Annotated in this window: 24 protein-coding genes; 4 read left to right on the forward strand and 20 right to left on the reverse strand. The window is 64.8% G+C overall.

Features of this window, described 5'->3' with window-relative positions; translation table 11 throughout:
• Nucleotides 1-32: 32 nt before the first annotated feature.
• The 6 genes from WFP36_RS10185 to WFP36_RS10210 form a co-directional block, all read right to left on the reverse strand.
• Nucleotides 33-398, reverse strand: a complete 366-nt coding sequence (locus tag WFP36_RS10185; protein ID WP_336980196.1) for a c-type cytochrome — start codon at nucleotides 396-398, stop codon at nucleotides 33-35.
• Entirely contained in the window at nucleotides 395-778 is a 384-nt protein-coding gene (locus WFP36_RS10190) for a hypothetical protein (protein ID WP_336980198.1), read from the reverse strand. The genes WFP36_RS10185 and WFP36_RS10190 overlap by 4 nt, the downstream gene beginning before the upstream one ends.
• Nucleotides 779-849: 71 nt before the next feature.
• A complete protein-coding gene (locus WFP36_RS10195; protein WP_336980199.1) occupies nucleotides 850-1419 on the reverse strand; it encodes a TMEM165/GDT1 family protein in 570 nt (189 codons plus the stop codon).
• A 273-nt stretch (nucleotides 1420-1692) separates the two neighbouring features.
• Nucleotides 1693-2193, reverse strand: a complete 501-nt coding sequence (locus WFP36_RS10200) for a GNAT family N-acetyltransferase (protein ID WP_336980200.1) — start codon at nucleotides 2191-2193, stop codon at nucleotides 1693-1695.
• Between the two features lies 1 nt (nucleotide 2194).
• Nucleotides 2195-2458, reverse strand: coding sequence for a YjhX family toxin (locus WFP36_RS10205; RefSeq protein WP_082384704.1), 264 nt, complete (start codon nucleotides 2456-2458; stop codon nucleotides 2195-2197).
• Between the two features lie 203 nt (nucleotides 2459-2661).
• On the reverse strand, nucleotides 2662-2910 hold the full coding sequence (locus WFP36_RS10210) for a hypothetical protein (protein ID WP_336980201.1): 249 nt from the start codon (nucleotides 2908-2910) through the stop codon (nucleotides 2662-2664).
• Between the two features lie 62 nt (nucleotides 2911-2972).
• Between WFP36_RS10210 and WFP36_RS10215 the strand changes: the two genes are divergently transcribed.
• Nucleotides 2973-3917, forward strand: a complete 945-nt coding sequence (locus WFP36_RS10215) for a DMT family transporter (RefSeq protein ID WP_336980202.1) — start codon at nucleotides 2973-2975, stop codon at nucleotides 3915-3917.
• 64 nt (nucleotides 3918-3981) lie between these two features.
• On the forward strand, nucleotides 3982-4116 hold the full coding sequence (locus tag WFP36_RS10220; RefSeq protein ID WP_054529412.1) for an entericidin A/B family lipoprotein: 135 nt from the start codon (nucleotides 3982-3984) through the stop codon (nucleotides 4114-4116).
• Between the two features lie 24 nt (nucleotides 4117-4140).
• Here WFP36_RS10220 and WFP36_RS10225 read toward each other — a convergent pair whose 3' ends face one another.
• From WFP36_RS10225 to WFP36_RS10280, 12 genes are all read right to left on the reverse strand, one after another.
• A complete protein-coding gene (locus WFP36_RS10225; protein WP_336980206.1) occupies nucleotides 4141-4734 on the reverse strand; it encodes a DUF938 domain-containing protein in 594 nt (197 codons plus the stop codon).
• An 8-nt stretch (nucleotides 4735-4742) separates the two neighbouring features.
• The gene (locus tag WFP36_RS10230; RefSeq protein WP_336980207.1) at nucleotides 4743-5447 is read right to left on the reverse strand and encodes an NAD(P)H-binding protein; all 705 of its coding nucleotides are present in this window, start codon (nucleotides 5445-5447) and stop codon (nucleotides 4743-4745) included.
• Nucleotides 5448-5455: 8 nt separating this feature from the next.
• Entirely contained in the window at nucleotides 5456-6631 is a 1176-nt protein-coding gene (locus WFP36_RS10235; protein ID WP_336980208.1) for a deoxyguanosinetriphosphate triphosphohydrolase, read from the reverse strand.
• A gap of 61 nt (nucleotides 6632-6692) precedes the next feature.
• On the reverse strand, nucleotides 6693-7388 hold the full coding sequence (locus WFP36_RS10240) for an aspartate/glutamate racemase family protein (RefSeq protein ID WP_336980210.1): 696 nt from the start codon (nucleotides 7386-7388) through the stop codon (nucleotides 6693-6695).
• Nucleotides 7389-7507: 119 nt separating this feature from the next.
• Nucleotides 7508-8050, reverse strand: coding sequence for a hypothetical protein (locus WFP36_RS10245; RefSeq protein WP_336980212.1), 543 nt, complete (start codon nucleotides 8048-8050; stop codon nucleotides 7508-7510).
• Between the two features lie 18 nt (nucleotides 8051-8068).
• Nucleotides 8069-9832, reverse strand: a complete 1764-nt coding sequence (locus WFP36_RS10250) for a tetratricopeptide repeat protein (RefSeq protein ID WP_336980213.1) — start codon at nucleotides 9830-9832, stop codon at nucleotides 8069-8071.
• A 101-nt stretch (nucleotides 9833-9933) separates the two neighbouring features.
• A complete protein-coding gene (locus tag WFP36_RS10255; RefSeq protein ID WP_419716629.1) occupies nucleotides 9934-11418 on the reverse strand; it encodes an NAD(P)(+) transhydrogenase (Re/Si-specific) subunit beta in 1485 nt (494 codons plus the stop codon).
• Nucleotides 11415-11699 (reverse strand): NAD(P) transhydrogenase subunit alpha part 2, encoded by a 285-nt coding sequence (locus WFP36_RS10260; protein WP_054529405.1) that lies wholly within the window; start codon nucleotides 11697-11699, stop codon nucleotides 11415-11417. The genes WFP36_RS10255 and WFP36_RS10260 overlap by 4 nt, the downstream gene beginning before the upstream one ends.
• 16 nt (nucleotides 11700-11715) lie before the next feature.
• Entirely contained in the window at nucleotides 11716-12078 is a 363-nt protein-coding gene (locus WFP36_RS10265) for an endonuclease domain-containing protein (RefSeq protein WP_336980217.1), read from the reverse strand.
• Between the two features lie 116 nt (nucleotides 12079-12194).
• A complete protein-coding gene (locus WFP36_RS10270; protein WP_336980219.1) occupies nucleotides 12195-12674 on the reverse strand; it encodes a VOC family protein in 480 nt (159 codons plus the stop codon).
• Nucleotides 12671-13792: an NAD(P) transhydrogenase subunit alpha gene (locus WFP36_RS10275; RefSeq protein ID WP_336980221.1), complete on the reverse strand. Its 1122-nt coding sequence runs from the start codon at nucleotides 13790-13792 to the stop codon at nucleotides 12671-12673. Before WFP36_RS10275 ends, WFP36_RS10270 begins: the two co-directional genes overlap by 4 nt.
• Before the next feature lie 24 nt (nucleotides 13793-13816).
• Nucleotides 13817-13942 (reverse strand): aa3-type cytochrome c oxidase subunit IV, encoded by a 126-nt coding sequence (locus WFP36_RS10280; RefSeq protein WP_336980223.1) that lies wholly within the window; start codon nucleotides 13940-13942, stop codon nucleotides 13817-13819.
• A gap of 224 nt (nucleotides 13943-14166) precedes the next feature.
• Between WFP36_RS10280 and WFP36_RS10285 the strand changes: the two genes are divergently transcribed.
• On the forward strand, nucleotides 14167-15591 hold the full coding sequence (locus WFP36_RS10285; RefSeq protein WP_336980225.1) for a sigma-54-dependent transcriptional regulator: 1425 nt from the start codon (nucleotides 14167-14169) through the stop codon (nucleotides 15589-15591).
• Nucleotides 15592-15598: 7 nt separating this feature from the next.
• Here WFP36_RS10285 and WFP36_RS10290 read toward each other — a convergent pair whose 3' ends face one another.
• On the reverse strand, nucleotides 15599-16297 hold the full coding sequence (locus WFP36_RS10290; protein ID WP_336980226.1) for a hypothetical protein: 699 nt from the start codon (nucleotides 16295-16297) through the stop codon (nucleotides 15599-15601).
• A 110-nt stretch (nucleotides 16298-16407) separates the two neighbouring features.
• Here WFP36_RS10290 and WFP36_RS10295 point away from each other — a divergent pair, with 110 nt between their 5' ends.
• Nucleotides 16408-17166 (forward strand): SDR family NAD(P)-dependent oxidoreductase, encoded by a 759-nt coding sequence (locus WFP36_RS10295; protein ID WP_336980227.1) that lies wholly within the window; start codon nucleotides 16408-16410, stop codon nucleotides 17164-17166.
• Nucleotides 17167-17175: 9 nt separating this feature from the next.
• Here WFP36_RS10295 and folP read toward each other — a convergent pair whose 3' ends face one another.
• Nucleotides 17176-18288 (reverse strand): dihydropteroate synthase, encoded by a 1113-nt coding sequence (folP, locus tag WFP36_RS10300; RefSeq protein ID WP_336980229.1) that lies wholly within the window; start codon nucleotides 18286-18288, stop codon nucleotides 17176-17178.
• Nucleotides 18289-18296: the final 8 nt, after the last annotated feature.

The following is an 18296-nucleotide window of genomic DNA, read 5'->3' on the forward strand; positions in this document are numbered from 1 at the left end:
CCTCAGGCAAAAACTGGGCCGATCATGCCCTATCAATGGCCGGCCGCGCCACCCGTAAGGTTGCCGGCAGTCTCGGCAGGCACCGCCGCGCGGCTGACATAATCAGCCAGAGTAGCGATCTGCTCGTCAGTGAGGATGCCGGTGAAGCTGGGCATGTCGCCGCGCCCATTGGTCAGCCGGTCCAGCACCAGTTCGCGCGACATATGCGGATTGCTGTCCAGCGAAGGCGCATAAGTCGCGGCCGAATTGGCATCGGCCAGCTTGTGGCACTGGTTGCAGCCCGTATCGCGAAAGATCTGGCGCCCTTCGTCGAGCGACGGCGCATTCTCGGCCCCGGCATGGACGGCCCAGCCCAGCGCAAATGCTCCGCCGAGGAGAGCGAATGGCAGGGCCTTCATTGCGCGCCCTCCCCTTCGCCCGCCACCTGTTCGCACGATCCGGTTGATTCGATCTGATATTGCTCGCCCATCCCATGGTCGGTGCGCATGGCGGTCGCTTCATAGCGCCCGGAAGCCGGCTCGATCGTGTGAGTGACGAGGCTCTCGCTATGCTCGTCCGTCACGACCTCATCCAGCGCCAGCACCCCGCCCCGATCCTCCAGATCAGCAGCCGCGAAGACGCGCACAGGCTCGGTAATCGGCGGAAACTCCGCCGTGCTGACATTGCGCATGGTCTCCACCTTGCAGCGATAGCTGGCGCGTTCCTCCGCCGGTTCTGCCGCGGCCACGCCGAAAGGGGCGGCAAAGGCGGAAAGGCTGGCAAGGGCAAGCGATTTCATGGGGGTCACCTTTCTCGTTCCGCCGGGGGGCATAATGCCCCCCAACTGTCCGGCCGATGAAGCGTTCCGCATCACAGCAGACCTGCCGTCTGCGCCAGCAGCCACACGCCGATGACCAGGAACAGCAGCGCCGCGATCACGCGCACGGTGGCCAGCGGAATGCGCTTGATCAGCTGGTTGCCCAGCAACACCGCCGGGACATTGGCGATCATCATGCCCAGCGTGGTGCCGAGCGTGACGAGCACGGCGTTCTGGTACTGCGCGCCCAGCGCAATGGTGGCGACCTGCGTCTTGTCGCCCATTTCCACCAGGAAGAAGGCAATGGTGGTGGAAACGAAGGCGCCGAAGCGCGGGGGCTTCTGTTCGGCTTCGTCCAGCTTGTCAGGCACCAGGGTCCAGGCAGCCATGGCAATGAAGGACGCGGCGATGACATAGCGGAACCACTGCCCGTCGAGCAGCGAGGCAACCTGCCCGCCGATCAGCGCGGCAAGGAAGTGATTGGCCAGAGTGGCCACCAGAATGCCCATGATGATGGGTACGGGCCGCCTGAAACGGGTGGCCAGCACGATGGCGAGCAATTGGGTCTTGTCGCCGATCTCGGCGAGAGCGACCACGGCAGTGGATGTAAGCAGGGCTTCCAAGGCAGAACTCCGGGGCCGGGCGCAAGCAAGACAGCAATAGCACCAATTCCCCCCGCCCGGCCGAGCGAAGGAACGGTGCCATTGGTCTCGCCCGAACGGTGGTTCCCCGTTCCCTGCACACCATGGCCTCTCGACCAAGTATGTTGACATGCAGGCCCGCCTCGCGGCGGCTGGCTACTCCCCAGATGACGGGCCGCAGTTACAGCGAGTGGATCGGATTGGCAAGGGGCGATGCCGGGCCGCCCCGTGCAAGGTGCGGCCCGGCCCCGATCCTCACTCCTTCTGGTCGAGCCCGAAGGCGGGATGGTGGATCAGTTCCCCCTGCGGCGCCGCTCCATCGAAGGGCAAGGCCTGCACCACTTCCGGCGGGCAGCCGGGCACGAACAGGCCGGGAAAGGCCCGGAAGCCGAACCGGCCATAATAGCCCGGATCGCCCACCAGAGCCGCGCCCTGGCTGTCCGCCCGCAAGCGGCGGATGGCTTCTGCCATCAGGGCCGAGCCAATCCCCTGCCGGTGCCGTTCAGGCGCAACGGCCAGTGGGCCGATCAGCCCCCAGCCACCTTGCTCCCCGATCCGTGCCGCCGATACAGCGAGATGGCCCACGACCACACCCCCATCCTCCGCGACGAGCGACAAGGTAAGCGCGCCGCTTTGGCGCAGCCTGTCCACTATGCTGGCCTCGGTTCCGGTGGCCTGCGGCAGCAGGCGCATCGCCTCCGTCACTACCTGCGCGATTGCCGGAATATCGCCCGGCGCTTCATTGCGGATCAGCATGTCATGCCCCCCGATTGTCGAGTTGTGCCCGCACGGAGGCGAGGCCGCGCTTCGATATGCGATAGGGACTGCCGGATCGCGATACGATCAGGCGCCTGCGCCGCAGCCGATTGAAGAGGGTCAGGTCGAAATCGGCCAGGACCAGCCCCTCGCGGGTGAAGCAGGTGACGGAAGTGATCTTGGGGCCATCGCCCCGCTCATGCAGAATATGGCCGCCAAGGGCCAGAACGTGCAGCGCACGCTGTTCGTTTCTTGAGATATTCATGGAAGTCTCGTGTGAAAGGCGTGAAAAATCGCCCGGATGCACGGCATCCGGCGGTTCCGGTTTCACAAGGCTCTCTGAAATTCAGAGAGCCCAATCACACAAGCTCGGACATCCACACTCCATGGGTGAGCGACAGGCATGCGCCGCTCACCCCGTCGATATAGGACATGGTGCGCGCCAGACAAGCCGGCTTGCACGTCGCTCTAGCCGCCCTTGATCGCCAGCCCGATCAGCGTGAGCCCGACCAGCGCGCAGACGAAGAAGACCTTCGTCCACGGCATCCAGCCCACCTTGTCGATATGCTTGCGTCTGGTGCGCCGGACGTCGGCCCATATGGCAATGCCCGCCATCAGCAGCAGCCCGCCGCCCCATAGACCGAACAGCGTGGCATCGCTGGCAAAGCGCAGGGCATCGGGTTCGTGCAGCATGGTGCGCGGCATATGGGCGCGCATCTGCCCCGCGACAAGCCGCCGCCGGGCTTGATCGCTTGAACTGGACGACTAAGGCGGAGGGAATGCCCTCGCCATCCGCCCCACCCGCTTCGCCCGCCCGCCATCGACCGCTGCTGGCGCTGGCGATCCGGTTGGGCGCGATAGCGGCGATTTCCACCATGACTGCGCTGGTCAAGCTCGCTTCGGCGCACGGCGTGCATCTGATGGAAATCCTGTTCTGGCGACAGGGGCTGACCATCCCCATCCTGCTGGCGTGGGTGATGGCGACAGGCGGCCTTGCACAGCTGAAGACCCAGCGCCCCGGAACCCACGCCGTGCGCGGGATCTACGGCATGATCGGGATGATCCTGAATTTCAGCGCCTTCATCATGCTGCCGCTGGCGGAAGCGACCACCTTCGGCTTCACCGCGCCGATCTTCGCAGTGATCCTCTCCGTTATCCTGCTGAAGGAGAAGGTGGGCATCTATCGCTCCACCGCCGTGGCGCTGGGCTTCATCGGCGTGATCGTGATCGCCCAGCCCGGCAGCGGGCATATCCAGCCGCTGGGCGCCGCAGTGGCGCTGGGCGCGGCCTTCATGATCGCGCTGATCTCCATTCAGGTGGCGGACCTCAACCGCACGGAAAAGCCGCTGACCATCGTGTTCTGGTTCGCCGCCTTCAGCACGCCGGTCGCCGCCCTGTTCCTGCCCTTCGTTGGCAAGGCGCATGATGCGACGACATGGGCGCTGCTGGCAGGCATCGGCGTGGTCGGCACGGTTGGCCAGCTGCTGCTGACGGCAGCCCTGCGCTATGGCGCCGTGGCCAGTGTGATCGTGATGGATTATTCCTCGCTGATCTGGGCAACGCTCTACGGCTGGCTGATCTGGGACCAGCTCCCCCCCACGGCCACATGGCTGGGTGCGCCGATGATCATCGCGGCCGGGCTGGTGATCGCCTGGCGCGAACACCATTTGCACCGCCAGAGACTGGAAGCCGCACGGCTGGCCGAAAAAGAGGCCGCCCTTTAGTCATCTTTCATCAATGCGGCCGGAGCGATAGGTTCCAGCCAGAAACGCATAAGGAACGCACAACATGCTTCGCAAACTGGTTATCGCCACCGGCCTTGCCGCCATCGCGCTGACCGCCTCTGCCTGCAACACGGTGAAGGGCCTGGGCCGCGATATCGAATCCGTCGGCCAGACGGGCGAAGAGGCGATCAACAAATAAGCGGCGATCGCTGCCGGTCAGCCCTCAGCGCTTGCGATAGGTGAGCGCCAGATTGTTGGCCGGCATTGCCACGCGGCTGGTACGCGCAAAGCCGTTGCCTGCGGCCAGCGCGTCCACATCCTCGATCCGGCGGATGCCGAAGCGCGGGTCCTTGTCTTTCAGCCACTGATCGAAGGCGATGTTGGAAAGCGCGGTTTCCACCGCATCTTCCAGATAAGGCCCATAGAGGACCAGCGGGGCGCTCTGGCCCAGCAGCCGCGCCGCGCCGGCGAACAGCCCCTCGGCCGAAGTCCAGGGGCTGATATGGATCATGTTGATGCACACCATCGCATCGGCTGCGCTTACCGGCCAGTCGGCAGACGCGGCATCGAGCGCGAGCGGCGCGCGCAAATTGGACAGGCCCGCTTCTTCCCGCCATGCGGCAATGGACTGGAGCGCGGAAGCGTCCGGATCGGTCGGCTGCCACTGCAGCGCGGGAAAGGCAGCGGCGAAATGCACCGCATGTTCGCCCGTGCCCGCCGCGATTTCCAGCACCAGCCCCTTATCCGGCAGTTCCTGCCGCAGGACCTCGGCAATGGGTTCACGATTGCGGGCGGCTGCGGGGGCGGTCTGCTTCATGGCGACCTTCAAGCCTGTTCCTGCTGGTCTTTCAACTCGTAGCGATGGATCGCGCGCATCAGGCTGTCATGCTCATGCACGAAGCGCCCGCCCGCCTTTTCCCGTGCGAGCGAGAGGATTGCCTGCGACAGGCGATGGGCCGAGATGGAGCGATATTTGCTCCACGAACCTTGCAGCAACAGATCGGTCAAGGGGCTTGCCAGCCGCCCCAGCCCTTCGGCCGGGCGCATGTCGCCATGGCGCACCCCGCGCAGCAGGCCGGGGCGCAGAATGTCGAGCCGCTTGAAATGCAGCTTGGCCAGTGCATTCTCCGTCTCGCCCTTCACGCGCAGATAGAAGTTCTTGGCCGCCGAATTGGCGCCGACGGAAGAGACGAAGATGAAGTGCCAGGCACCCGCTTCCTTCGCGGCACGGGCCACATCCAGCACCAGCGAATAATCGACCTCGCGGAAAGCTTCCTCGTCGCGCCCCGCCTTGCGCCAGGTAGTGCCCAGCGCGCAGATCACCACTTCGGGGTGGATCGCATGCAGCACTTCGCCCCACTGCTCCACCGGAGCCAGGCGCATTTCCATCCGCGCGCCCTTCGGCAACGGCACTTCCCGCCGCGCCATGGCGGTGAGGCGGAAATCGGAACGGCCGACCAGCTCTTCCATCACCGCGCGGCCGACAAGGCCAGTCGCGCCGACGAGCGTGAGCTTCACCGGATCAGACATTGGCCCGCTCACACATTGGAAAGCCCTTCCGGCACCTTGCCGAAAATCTTCGCATATTGGTCGATGGCATAGCGATCGGTCATGCCCGCGATGAAATCGGCGATGTGGCGGCTGCGCTGCGGTTCCTGTTCCGGCAGCGCCTCGCGCCAGCCGGATGCCAGCAGGCCCGGTTCCTGCGAATAGGCCGCGAACAGCCGGGCGATCACTTCGCGAGAGCGTTCCGCCGTGGCGATCTGTTCCGGGTGGTAATAGAGCCGCTGATACATGAATTTCTTCAGCCGCCGCTCCTCACCCGCCAGCGCGGGGGAGAAGGCAGCGAGTGCCCTGCCCGCTGCGCGGATATCGGCCACGGTCTCGATCCCGGCCAGATTGGCACGGGTCTGCTGCAGCAGGTCGTTCACCATCAGGCCGATCTGGGTGCGCACCAGCTCGCGCAATTGCCGGTCCCGCGGGGCGCCGGGGAAGCGCCGCTCCACCTCGCGCCACTGATCGGCCAGGAAATCCAGTTCCAGCAGATCGTCCAGCGTCAGGAACCCGGCGCGCAGGCCATCGTCGATATCGTGATTATCATAGGCGATATCGTCGGCCAGCGCGGCCACCTGCGCTTCCAACGAGGGCCAGGTCTGCAGATCGAGCGGATAGGCCGCGTCGATTTCCGCCATCGCCCAGCCGGGCGCGGTGATGGGGCCATTGTGCTTGGCCAGCCCTTCCAGCGTTTCCCAGGTAAGGTTCAGCCCCTCATGCCCGCAATAGGGGCTTTCCAGCCGCATCAGCGTGCGCAGGGACTGGGCATTGTGGTCGAACCCGCCATGGCGTTTCAATGCCGCATCCAGCGCATCCTCGCCCGCATGGCCGAAGGGCGGGTGGCCGATATCGTGAGCCAGGCACAGGGCCTCGGTCAGATCCTCGTCCAGGCCCAGCGCGCGGGCGATGACCCGGCCGATCTGGGCGACCTCCAGGCTGTGGGTCAGGCGAACCCGATAATGATCGCCATCGGGCGCGATGAACACCTGCGTCTTGTGGCGCAGGCGGCGGAAGGCGATCGAATGGATGATCCGGTCGCGGTCGCGCTGGAATTCGTTGCGGGGGCCCCGCGCACCGGCGCGTTCTTCCGCAAATTCACGCCCCCGCGAATCGAACGGGTCGCAGGCGTAGCTCGCGCGCTGAGGGGTGGTGCCGTGCATCTGCGCGCGGGTTAGGAAAGCAGCGGCCCGATGGCAAGCGGCGCCGCGCTTTACCTGAACCTTACCCCTCGCCCAGAATCCATTCCGCCGCTTTTTCCGCGTGGATCTTCAGGCTGTCATAGATCGGCAGAACATTGGCATCGATATCCACCACCATGTCCAGCTCGGTACAGGCGAGCACGATCGCGCGGGCCCCGGCCTGTTCCTTCACCGTGATCATGGTCTTGAGCTTGCGCTGGGCATCGCGCGTGACCTTGCCCAGCATCAACTCGTCATAAATGATCCGGTCGAGCTGTTCGACATAGTCCATGTCCGGTGGCAGCAGGTCCACCCCATGCGCGACAAGGCGCTTGCGATAGAAGCTCTCCGTCATCACGTTGCGAGTGCCGAACAGGGCGGCAGTGGTCACGCCATCGGCCTTCATCTTCTCGCCCACGCATTCGGCAATGTGGAAGATCGGGATGTCCACGGAAGCGGCCACTTCGTCATACACCTTGTGCATGGAATTGGCGCAGATCACCAAGGCGCCCGCACCGGCCTGTTCCAGCCGCTGCGCGGATGCCGTCACCACCTTTGCCGCTTCTTCCCAGCCCTGATCTTCCGTCACACGGTAGACGAGCGAGAAGTCCAGGCTCTCCAGTAACAGAGGCGCGCTGGCGGGTGCCGGCACGCGGGCCTGCACGTAACGATTGATCCGGTCATAATAGGTGCTGGTGGAAATCCAGCTCATCCCGCCGATTAGGCCGAGCTTGCGCACTAACGAATCCCTTGTTTGCGATACGCCCGAATAATTGCCGTCGATACAGGCGGCAACAGGGTTGGCTTATCCTTATGGGGATTGGTTAGCGCCAGCCTTTCGCGACAGGCCGAGTGCGATCAGAAATCCGTGGCTCCGCCATTATCGCCGATGCAGCGCTTCATGAAATTATAGGCATAGTCCTTGAACATGGCGCCGGATGTCTGCTGGATCTCGAAAGCGCCCGCTTTGCGGCCCCCGAATTCCACCGTGAAGGTCTTCCCGCCCTTCAGCGCGCTGAGCAGTTGCTTGCCCGCGCCCGCTTCGTCGTTCCAGCCCTGGATGCGATAGGTGATCCCGGCGACATATTCGCCGTGGTCGCTCGCAAAGGGCTTGCCCTTGTTGGGCGTGATGGAGATCGGCACATCCTGCCCTTCGCCCTCTTCCACCCATTCCGCCGGGATATTGGCCACCGTGATGTTCATGTTGGCGTCTTCTGCCCGGACGCTGATTTCCAGTTCCATCCCGTCATCGCGCGGCAAGTGGATGTAGCACACGCCGTTGCGTTCATTCGTGCCGACATCGATCGTGGCATTGATGGTCTCGGCAAAGGCCGGGGCAGCAGCTTGCACGGCAAGAGAGGCACCCGCGACAGCGAGGATCGGACGCACAGTCAGACGCATGGGCAGTTCCTTTCGGTCTCAGCAATAGGGATTGGAGGACACGCAGGCGGTGGTGTAGCCCTGCATGTAGTTGATATAGTTGTTCCAGTTGTGCTGGTTCTGGATGTTGGAAAGCGACTGCCAGCTGGCGCTCGAGGAAGACGAGCCGGACGAAGCGGCAGAGCTTGCCCAGGCTGAAACCGCGGCGTTGAAGCTCGCCCAGAAGTCGGTTTTTCGTGTTTCGGCCGCGCGGGCCATTTCCTGCGCGCGGCGGGCATTTTCCTGGCGAACCGGCTCCAGCTTCATCGAACGCCAGATCGCTTCGGCCATCGCGTCGCCGCGCCCGGCGGCATAGCCCATATAGCCCAGCGCCTTGTCCTGATCGACGCTGACCCCGTCGCCTTCCCAATAGGCCATGCCGACCCATTTGAGCGCCTCGACATGGCCCTGCCGCGCGGCATTCTCCATCAGGATGAAGCCATTGTGCCTGTCCGGCGTGTCGATCACTCCGGCATAGCCATAATAGAACCAGCCGCCGAGCAGCCATTCGGCATCGGCATTGGCTTCTTCCATCAGCCGGGCGACGGCTTCGAAGGCATCGTCGCCCTTGCCCGCCTTAGCCAGTTCGACGGCCTGTGCCAGTTGCACGTCAGTGGGGGCAGCCGGGTCGATGGCGGGCTTCGCGTTGCGGGCATTGGTGGCCATGCTGCCCATCTCTTCGATCTGGCCGCAGGCAGGCGCATCCCCCAGCGCGCAGGCCTTGTCATACAGGGCGACCGCGCGCTTCACGTTCACCTTGATGAGGCCGGACCCTTCGAAATAGAGCCGCGCCAGATTGGCGCAGGCGGCGGCATGGTCCAGATCGCACCCGTCGCGGAAAGACAGCGCCACTTCCCAGTCGGCAAAGCCGCTGCCCGGCGGATCGCGTTCGGCAAGCAGGCCCGCATCGTTGCAGGCCTCCGCGATCTTCGCGAGGCAGGCGCGGGTCAGCAGATTGCTGGCGCGCTTCACTTCTTCTGGATCGTCCGAATTCCCAAGGAACCGGGCATAGATCGCGCAGGCCAGTACCGTGTCGCCCTTTGCCTCAAGGCAGCCGGTGCGCCCGGCCGCAAAGGCCGCGTCCGCATCGCGCGACACGCCCACGCCGCTGGCAAGAGCCTCGGCATAGCCCGAGCAGCCCCAGCCCTGCTTGCGCTCGCACCCCGCGCGATAGAGCGCCACGGCCTCAGCCCGCGCGGTATCGTCGCCACTGTCGAAATAGAGCGCACCCGCCTTCATCCGGCAGGCTTCCTCATCCTTCGCGCCGCAGCCTGCGTCCCACAAAGCCGTCGCGCGTGCCCGGTCCTGCGGCGCGACATCGCCGCGATAGTAATGCAGCGCGGCGGAAGCACAGCTGGTAGTGTCCTTCAGCAGGCAGCCCTTCTCGGCCGTCTGCAGCGCCAGCAAGGGATTGGCGGGATAATTGGCCGCCCCCGCCTCGATTGCCTGCGCGGCCTTGCTGCAACCCGGCGCATGGCCCCGGTCACAGGCCATCAGCCAATAGCCCATGGCGGCGCGCGGTTCGATCAGCAGGTCCCCCTGCCCTTCGAACAGGGCATCGGCCAGGCGCTGGCACTGGGCCGCCTTACCCTTGCGGCAATCGCCCTCCCAATCGCGGGCAATGCCATAGAGCTTTACGGGATAGAGCTGCTTCCCGTCGAAGACATAGGCTTCCTTGTAGCCGTCCGAGGCCGAAGGAAACTTGCCGGCGCCCATGAGGAAGAGCGAACCCAGCAGCAGCGCAAACACAGGCAGAAACCGCATGAACACCCCCGTGGCGGATGGCGCGAAAATACGCGCCGCCCCGCCCGGGGCCTAATGACAAACCCTGTCAGGAACTGGTGCTGCTCCGCAAAACCGGCGGGTCAGAGCGCCTTGACGATCTCCTCGACCATCTTCTTGGCATCGCCCAGCAGCATCATGGTCTGGTCCATGTAGAACACGTCATTGTCCACGCCGGCGTAGCCCACGCCGCCCATGCTGCGCTTGATGAAGAAGATCGTCTTGGCCTTCTCCACATCGAACACCGGCATGCCGTAGATGGGGCTGCCCTTATCGCTCTTGGCCGCGGGGTTCACCACGTCATTGGCGCCGATGATGAAGGCGACGTCCGTCTGGGCGAATTCGCTGTTGATGTCCTCCAGCTCGAACACTTCGTCATAGGGAACGTTCGCCTCGGCCAGCAGCACGTTCATATGGCCGGGCATGCGGCCTGCCACCGGGTGGATGGCGTATTTCACCGTCACCCCATGTTCCTTCAGCAGGTCACCCATTTCGCGCAGCACGTGCTGGGCCTGTGCCACGGCCATGCCATAGCCGGGAATGATGATGACCTGCCCCGCTTCTTTGAGCAGGAAGGCTGCGTCTTCCGCGCTGCCGCGTTTCCACGGGCGATCCGTCTTGGCCGCCCCCGCATCGCCCCCGCCGCTTTCCGCGCCGAACCCGCCTGCGATCACGCTGATGAAGCTGCGGTTCATCGCCCGGCACATGATGTAACTGAGGATCGCGCCGGAGGAACCCACCAGCGCGCCGGTGACGATCATCGCGGTGTTATGCAGGGTGAAGCCCATCGCCGCAGCCGCCCAGCCCGAATAGGAGTTCAGCATGGAGACGACCACCGGCATGTCCGCCCCGCCGATGGGGATGATCAGCAGGAAGCCGATGGCGAAGCTCGCCGCCAGCAGCACCCAGAAGATCGGATGCTCGCCCGGTCCGGCATTGGCGGACATGGCAAAACCGGCCGTCATGGCCAGGATCGCCGCCAACGTGCCCAGATTGATCAGGTGCCGCCCCGGCAGCAGGATCGGCGAGCCGGACATATTGCCGTTCAGCTTGGCGAAGGCGATGACCGAGCCCGAGAAGGTGATCGCGCCAATCGCCGCGCCCAGCGCCATCTCGATCCGGCTAACGGTGAGGATATTGCCGTCTGCCCCGAGGATTCCGAAGGCATCGGGATTGAGGAAAGCCGCAACCGCCACCAGCACGGCCGCGAGGCCTACGAGGCTGTGGAAGGCGGCGACGAGCTGCGGCATCGCCGTCATGGCGATACGCCGCGCGATGACGAAGCCGGCAACACCCCCGATGGCGATAGCAGCAACGATCTCCGGCAGGCTGGCAATCTCATGCGTGACCAGCGTGGTCACCACCGCAATGAGCATACCCGCCATGCCATAGCGGTTCCCCGCCCGGCTGGTGGCGGGCGAACTCAGCCCCCGGAGGGCGAGAATGAAACACACGCCGGCGACGAGATAGGCCAGCGCCACCCAGGGGTTCACTGCATGCGTGACCGCTTCGGGCGGGAAAGCCTCGGCAGGAATCTCGATCGGGATTTCCAGAGGAGCGACCATCATTTGCGCTCCTTCTTCTTGTACATCGCCAGCATCCGCTCCGTCACCGCGAAGCCGCCGAAGATGTTCACGCTGGCAAGTACTACCGCGATCAGGCCCAGCCACTTGGCCCCCGCGCTGCCGCTCGCCGCAGCGGCGATCAGCGCACCGACGATGATGACCGAGGAAATGGCATTGGTCACCGCCATCAGCGGCGTGTGCAGCGCCGGAGTGACCGACCAGACCACGTAATAGCCCACGAAGCAGGCCAGAACGAAGATCGAGAGGATTGAAATGAAGTCCATCGTTGAGGTGGCTCCTTTACGATCCTCCCCCACCGGGGGAGGTGGCAGCCCGCAGGGCTGACGGTGGGGGTGCGGAATGGCAGGCCGCTAAGATCGCTTCGACCATGGCAGTGGGATCGCGAAACACTTCGACGGCAGGAATTCGAACCACTCGATACCCGCGGGCACGGAAGGCCGTGTCTCGCTTGAGGTCACTTTCCGGCTGGGTGCCCAGGTCGTGAGCAAGACCGTCAACTTCGATCACGGTTTTTGTCGCATCGCAGTAAAAATCTGCGACCAGATCTCCTATCGGATGCTGCTTGCGGAATTTCAGGCCGGTCGGTCTGCTCTTAAGCAATTGCCACAAGAGCACTTCGGGGAGCGTCATCTGCTTGCGCAAGCGCCTTGCGTTACGCAGTCCCGAAGGCGTGTGGTTGCGCACCAGCTAAACCCCCTCCACCGCGCTGCGCGCGGTCCCCCTCCCCCGATGGGGGAGGATCAAGAAGTGCCGCAACCTCACCCGACCTTCTGCGCGATCTCCACCGCGTTCCCTTCGGGATCGGTGTAATACATCACTTTCACGCCCAGCGGCGCGACCTCCGTGATGTCCAGCGCCGGGGTAAGGCCCTTGGCGGCCAGTGCCGCGCGGGTCGCCTCGATATCGGTGGTTGAAAGCGTGATCTGGGAAAAGCCCTGCACCGCCGCATGGCCCGGAGGGGCGGGCTTCTTCGGACCGGGCTGGGAATCCTTGATCTTCAGCAGTTCGATCCGCTCATTCCCGCTAACCAGCCAGCGCACCGGAATGCCGGGGCCGAAAGTGGTGTCCAGTTCCACCTTGAAGCCCAGCTTGTCGACATAAAAGGCGGTTTCCGCATCCATATCCGCAACCGAGATCGCCACCATCCAGTGGCCCAGTTCCGGCGCCTTTTCCGCCGCATGGGCGGGCACTGCCAAGGCCGAAGCCGCCATGGCCAGCGACGCGAAAATCACCTTCATCCCAAAAGCCTTTCATTCACTACTTTGCCGCCCTGCGTCAGCCGCACGGCATTGCCGATTTCCTCGTCGAGCACCGGCCTGCCCTGCTCCTTGTCCCAAAAGGCGGAGAGGAAGTTGAAGAGGTTGCGCGCATAGAGCGCGGAGGCGTCCGCCGGCAGATGGGCGGGCGTGTTGGAAAAGCCCATGATCTTCACCCCGTGCCGCTCGACCACCTGATCAGCCACGGAACCTTCGACATTGCCCCCCTGCGCCACGGCGAGATCGTAGATCACGCTGCCCGGCTTCATGCTGGCGATCTGGGCATCGCTGACCAGCCGCGGCGCTGCGCGGCCCGGGATCAGCGCGGTGGTGATGACGATGTCCTGCTTGGCGATATGGCTGGAAACCAGTTCGGCCTGTGCCTTCTGATATTCCTCGCTCATCTCCGTGGCATAGCCGCCCGCGCCTTCGCCTTCGATCCCGGCGACCTTGTCGACGAAGACCGGCTTGGCGCCGAGGCTTTCGATCTGTTCTTTCGTGGCGGAACGCACATCGGTGGCGGAAACCTGCGCGCCCAGGCGGCGCGCCGTGGCGATGGCCTGAAGTCCCGCAACGCCCACGCCCATCACGAATACGCGCGCAGCGGTAATCGTGCCCGCCGCCGTCATCATCATGGGGAAGGCGCGGCCATAGGTATCGGCAGCGGCGATCACCGCCTTGTAACCGGCAAGGTTGGACTGGCTGGAAAGCACGTCCATGCTCTGCGCGCGAGTGATGCGCGGCATGAATTCCATCGCCAGCGCCTCGATCCCGGCACTGGCGTAGGATTCCACCCGCGCCCGCTGCCCGAAGGGATCGAGCACGGCGGCCAGCCACACGCCCGGCTTCGCGCCCGCCAGCGCAGCAGGGTCAGGGCCCTGCACGCCCAGCACGATGTCGGCATCCTTCACCGCCTGCCCCTCTGGCAGCACTTCGGCCCCGGCTTCGACATAGGCCGCGTCGGAAATCGACGCAGAAACGCCCGCCCCGGCCTCGACCGAGAGCGTGGCGCCCAATGCAATGAATTTCTTGATCGTTTCGGGGGTGGCCGCGACGCGGGTTTCGCCAGCGGCTCGCTCCTTAAGAATTGCGATCCGCATGGCCCCCTCCCCCCTAGAACCTGATCAGCTTGCGATCAGGATTATGACCAGGGCCGTGATTGCGATCACCACCGGAGTGGAAAACTTCAGCAAGGTCAAAAAGCCTTCATAGGTCTTCTGTGCCGCCTGCATGTCGTTTGCCGAAGCCATGGATGTTCCCTCTGGAATTATGCTGTGACCACAAGGGCCGGATCTTGTCTCGGCAGAGGGTCTAGCGTCCAATGCGCCCGCGCTCAAGTGCCGCGCTGATCGACATCCCCCATGGCAATTGGGTCCGAAACGGAACGAGCCCAATTCCGTCGAATAGCCTTAATCAGGTCTTTACCCGGCGCGGCTACTTCGGTTTCCGTACCAGTTAGGGACAGTTGGGGAAAATGGCGGAGCCTGAACAGCGCCTCTTGATGCTTATCGACGACGAGCCTGCGCAGAGCAGGCTCATCTCGGCCCTTGCCGCGCGCGAGGGCTGGAGGACGCTCGTCGTCAAGGATTCGGAGACCGCGATCGCCACGCTCGGCACGCGCGAGGGCATGCAGCTTTCCGCCATCATCCTCGACCAATGGGTTCCTGGTGACGATGCCTGTTCGCTGATCGCCGAACTGAAGGACCGCCGCCCCGCCCTGCCGATCCTCATGCTCACGGCAAGCGCCTCGCCTCTGCTGGCGGTGGAGGCCATGCGCGCAGGGGCGACCGATTATCTGGTGAAGCCCGTCGCGCCCGACCGGCTGATGCTCGCCCTGCGCAGCGCGACCACGCGAGAGACGCCCAAGGACGAGTTGCAGCCGCTCACCGAGAAGATGCCCGCCTCGCTCGATTTCGATTCGATGATCGGCGCGGCCCCAACTTTCCGCGCGGCTCTGGCCAAGGCGGCCAAGGCGGCGCGCGGCCACGGCTTCGTGCTGATCGAGGGTGAAAGCGGCACCGGCAAGGAAATGCTGGTGCGCGCCATGCATGCGGCCAGCCCGCGCGCCAAGGCACCGTTCCGCATCGTGAATATCGGCGGCATTCCGGCCAATTCCATCGAATCCGTGTTGTTCGGCCATGAAAAGGGCGCCTTCCCCGGCGCCTTCGACCGCCAGATCGGCGCGCTGCAGCATTGCGACGGCGGCACTATCGTGCTGGACGAAGTGGACCGGCTTTCCTCCGCTTTGCAGGAACGACTGGCCGAGGCGATCACCGCCGGGTCGATCCGCCCGGTGGGCGCACGCCACAGTTTCCGCATCGACATCCGCCTGATCGCCGCAAGTAACTTCCCGCTGGCCGAACTGGTGGAGGCCGGCGCCTTCCGCCGCGATCTCTACGAGGCCTTGTCCGCGACCCGCATCGTCTTGCCGCCCCTGCGCGAGCGGGCGGGCGATATTCCGGGCCTAACCCGCTATTTCCTGGGCCGCATCGGCGAACAGCCAGGCCTGCGCCCGCTGGGCATCACCGACGGCGCGCTGGCGCTGCTGGCCGCCTATGACTGGCCGGGCAATGTTCGCCAGTTGCAGGCGGTGCTGTTCCGCGCGGCAGTGTTCTGCGACGGGGACGCCCTGACGTCGGAGGATTTCCCGCAGCTGCTCGAACTGATCGGCGAAGTGCGCGACATTCCGGACAAGCACGCGCATGAAAGCGCGGGCGTCCAGCTCTACACGGACGACGGCAATCTGCGCCCGCTGGAAGAGATCGAGGCCGACGTGATCCGCCTCGCCATCGGCCATTATCGCGGCCGCATGACCGAAGTGGCCCGCCGCCTGGGCATCGGGCGCTCCACTCTCTACCGCAAGCTCAGCGATCTGGGGATCGACAACGACGCGGCGTGATGCCGCGTCAGTCGCTCAGTTCGGCATCCTGCAGCGCATCGTAGAAGCTGCCCAAAGCCCGGTCCATCAGGACGAGATAGTCGCCGCGCGTGATCGGCACCTCTGCCTCCATCGGCTCGCCCTGAGAGTTTACCAGCGGCTGCGCTCCCTTGTCGGCCATGGGAAGGCAGCGCAGGGCCGTGCCCCAATCGAGCAATTCGGAATAGCCGAAATCCTGCGGTGATGCAGCCAGACCGCCGACTTCATAGGCCACCGCCAGCCGTTCCGCCGCCTGCCCCATCTGTGGGGTCGATGCAGATGCGGTGGACATATCCTCGTCCATCACACCGCAGCCCATTGTCGGAATATAACTGGCGGACAGCGTGTCGAACCGGGCGGCCATCGCCGCTGGCATGGAGCCATTATAGGAATCCTGCACGGTGAAGATCGCGGTGCGGGCAGTGTCCAATGCATTGGACAGCAAGACCGCAGCCTCCCCGCGCGTGATGGCCATGGCGGGCCGCACTTTGTTGTCGGCATAGGCCACGCCCACCAGCCCCCACCGTTCGAGCAGTGAAAGGACCGCGCGATATTCCGCATCGCGCCCCTTATCGAGGTCAGTGATCGTCCGCGCATCGTAGACCGGCCCGATGGCCAATTCCTGCGCGCAAACAGGCTGAGCCAACATGCAGGCCGCCATCGCCGCCGCCACAGAGAATTGCCGCACCTCTATCCCCTTTTTTGCAGGCTTTCGGGCTGGGCACCCAAATGCTGCACGCTTCCTGCAGCATTCCCCCCGCCATCGACAAGATGGGCAGGAGTGCCTAACCACCCCGCATGACAGCAAATTTCACAGGCATGACCGCGCTTGTAACCGGCGCGGCATCGGGGATCGGCGCGGCCTGCGCGCACTGGCTTGACGCGCAGGGGGTTGAGCGGCTGGTTCTGGTCGATCGCGACGCGGCAGGGCTCGACGCGCTGGAGCTTTCCTGCACAGCCGAACGCCATGCGGGCGACGTGTCCGATCCCGCCTTCTGGCAAGTGCTGGAACCGCGGATCGGCCGGCTGGACCACGCAGTGGTGAATGCCGGGATCGCGGCAGGCGCCCCCATTGCGGAAGAAAGCTTCGAGCAGTGGCGGCGCATCATGGCCGTCAATCTCGACGGCGCCTTCCTCACCCTGGCAACCGCGCTGCGCCTGATCGCCAAGGGCGAGAATGGCGGCAGCGTGGTGCTGCTTTCCTCCGTCACCGGGGTAAAGCCGATGGCCGGGACCGGCGCCTATGGTTCGAGCAAGGCCGCCCTTGCCCATCTGGCGAAGATCGCCGCGCTGGAGAATGCGGGCGCGGGCATCCGCGTCAATGCCATCGCTCCCGGCGGGGTCGATACGCCGATCTGGGACAGCGACGCCAATTTCCGCGCCATGGTCGCCGAGATCGGCCGCGACGCCGCCATCGCCGGTTTCGCCAGCGGTGCACCGCTCAAACGCTTCGCCACCCCTGACGAGATCGCCGCGACGATCGGCTTCCTCCTGTCAAAGGAGGCCGCGAACATCACGGGCGTGGTCCTGTCGAGCGACGGCGGACTGGCGCTGTAGGCGCAAGCGTCAGCCCGGCAGCGCGGAGAAATCGGTCAGCGCCGAATCGCGCATTCCGCGCCACACGTTCCTCGCCTGCACCGTTTCGGCAACATCGTGCACGCGCAGCAGGTGGATGCCCGCGTCCATGCCCTTGAGTGCCACGGTCAGCGATCCACCCAGCCGCTGATGGGCCGGTGCCTCATTTGAGAGCGCGCCGATCATCCGCTTGCGGCTCGCGCCGAGCAGCAGCGGCTGGCCGAGCGCGTGGAACAGAGGCAGGGCATTGAGCAGGGCAAGGTTCTCGGTCAGGCTCTTGCCAAAGCCGATCCCCGGATCGAGGACGATCAACTCGCGCGAAATGCCTGCGGCCATTGCCCGGTCGCGCGCATCGGCAAGCCAGTCGAACACGTCGAACACCACATTGGTGTATTTCCCGTCGACATGCAGGTCCTCGCCATTGCCCGGCGCATGCATCAGGATCACTGGCGCCTTGGAACTGGCTGCAAGGCCCAGGCTGCGCGGATCGTGGCGCAGGGCCGACACGTCATTGATGATATGCGCCCCCACATCCAGCGCGGCCTCCATCACTGCCGGGCGTCTTGTATCGATACTGATCGCACCGCCCATCAGCGACACGGCCTCGATTGCCGGGACAACGCGCTTGATCTCGTCCCCTTCCCAAACGGCAGCCGCGCCGGGGCGCGTGCTTTCCCCGCCAATGTCGATGATTGCCGCGCCGGCTTCAAGCATGGCCGCGGCGTGATCGCTGGCGACTGCCGGATCGTCGAGGAACTTGCCCCCGTCCGAGAAACTGTCAGGCGTGACGTTGAGGATGCCCATCACCTGCGGCTGTTCGAGCCGCACCACCCGTTCGCCGCACTGGATCGGCGAATGGACCTTGCGCAGGTTCTCCCACTGCACCGCGCCTTCCGCCTGCAGAGTGGCAGGCAGGGCTCCGAGTGCCTGCTCCATCCCGCGCGCGGTGGCCTGCTCGTTCGAGACCACCCGCCCACCATCGGTAACGATCAGCGAGAAGGCATGGGCATAGGCCAGGCTACCCGCCAGCCGGATCGCATCGCCTTCGACGCTCTGCGGAGAGGGCACCAGACCGGTGGGGCAGATGTAGAGCTTCTGGGTCATGGGCCGTG

The sequence above is a fragment of the Fulverythrobacter fulvus genome (assembly GCF_037154085.1).
Classification (GTDB): Bacteria; Pseudomonadota; Alphaproteobacteria; order Sphingomonadales; family Sphingomonadaceae; genus Andeanibacterium; species Andeanibacterium fulvum.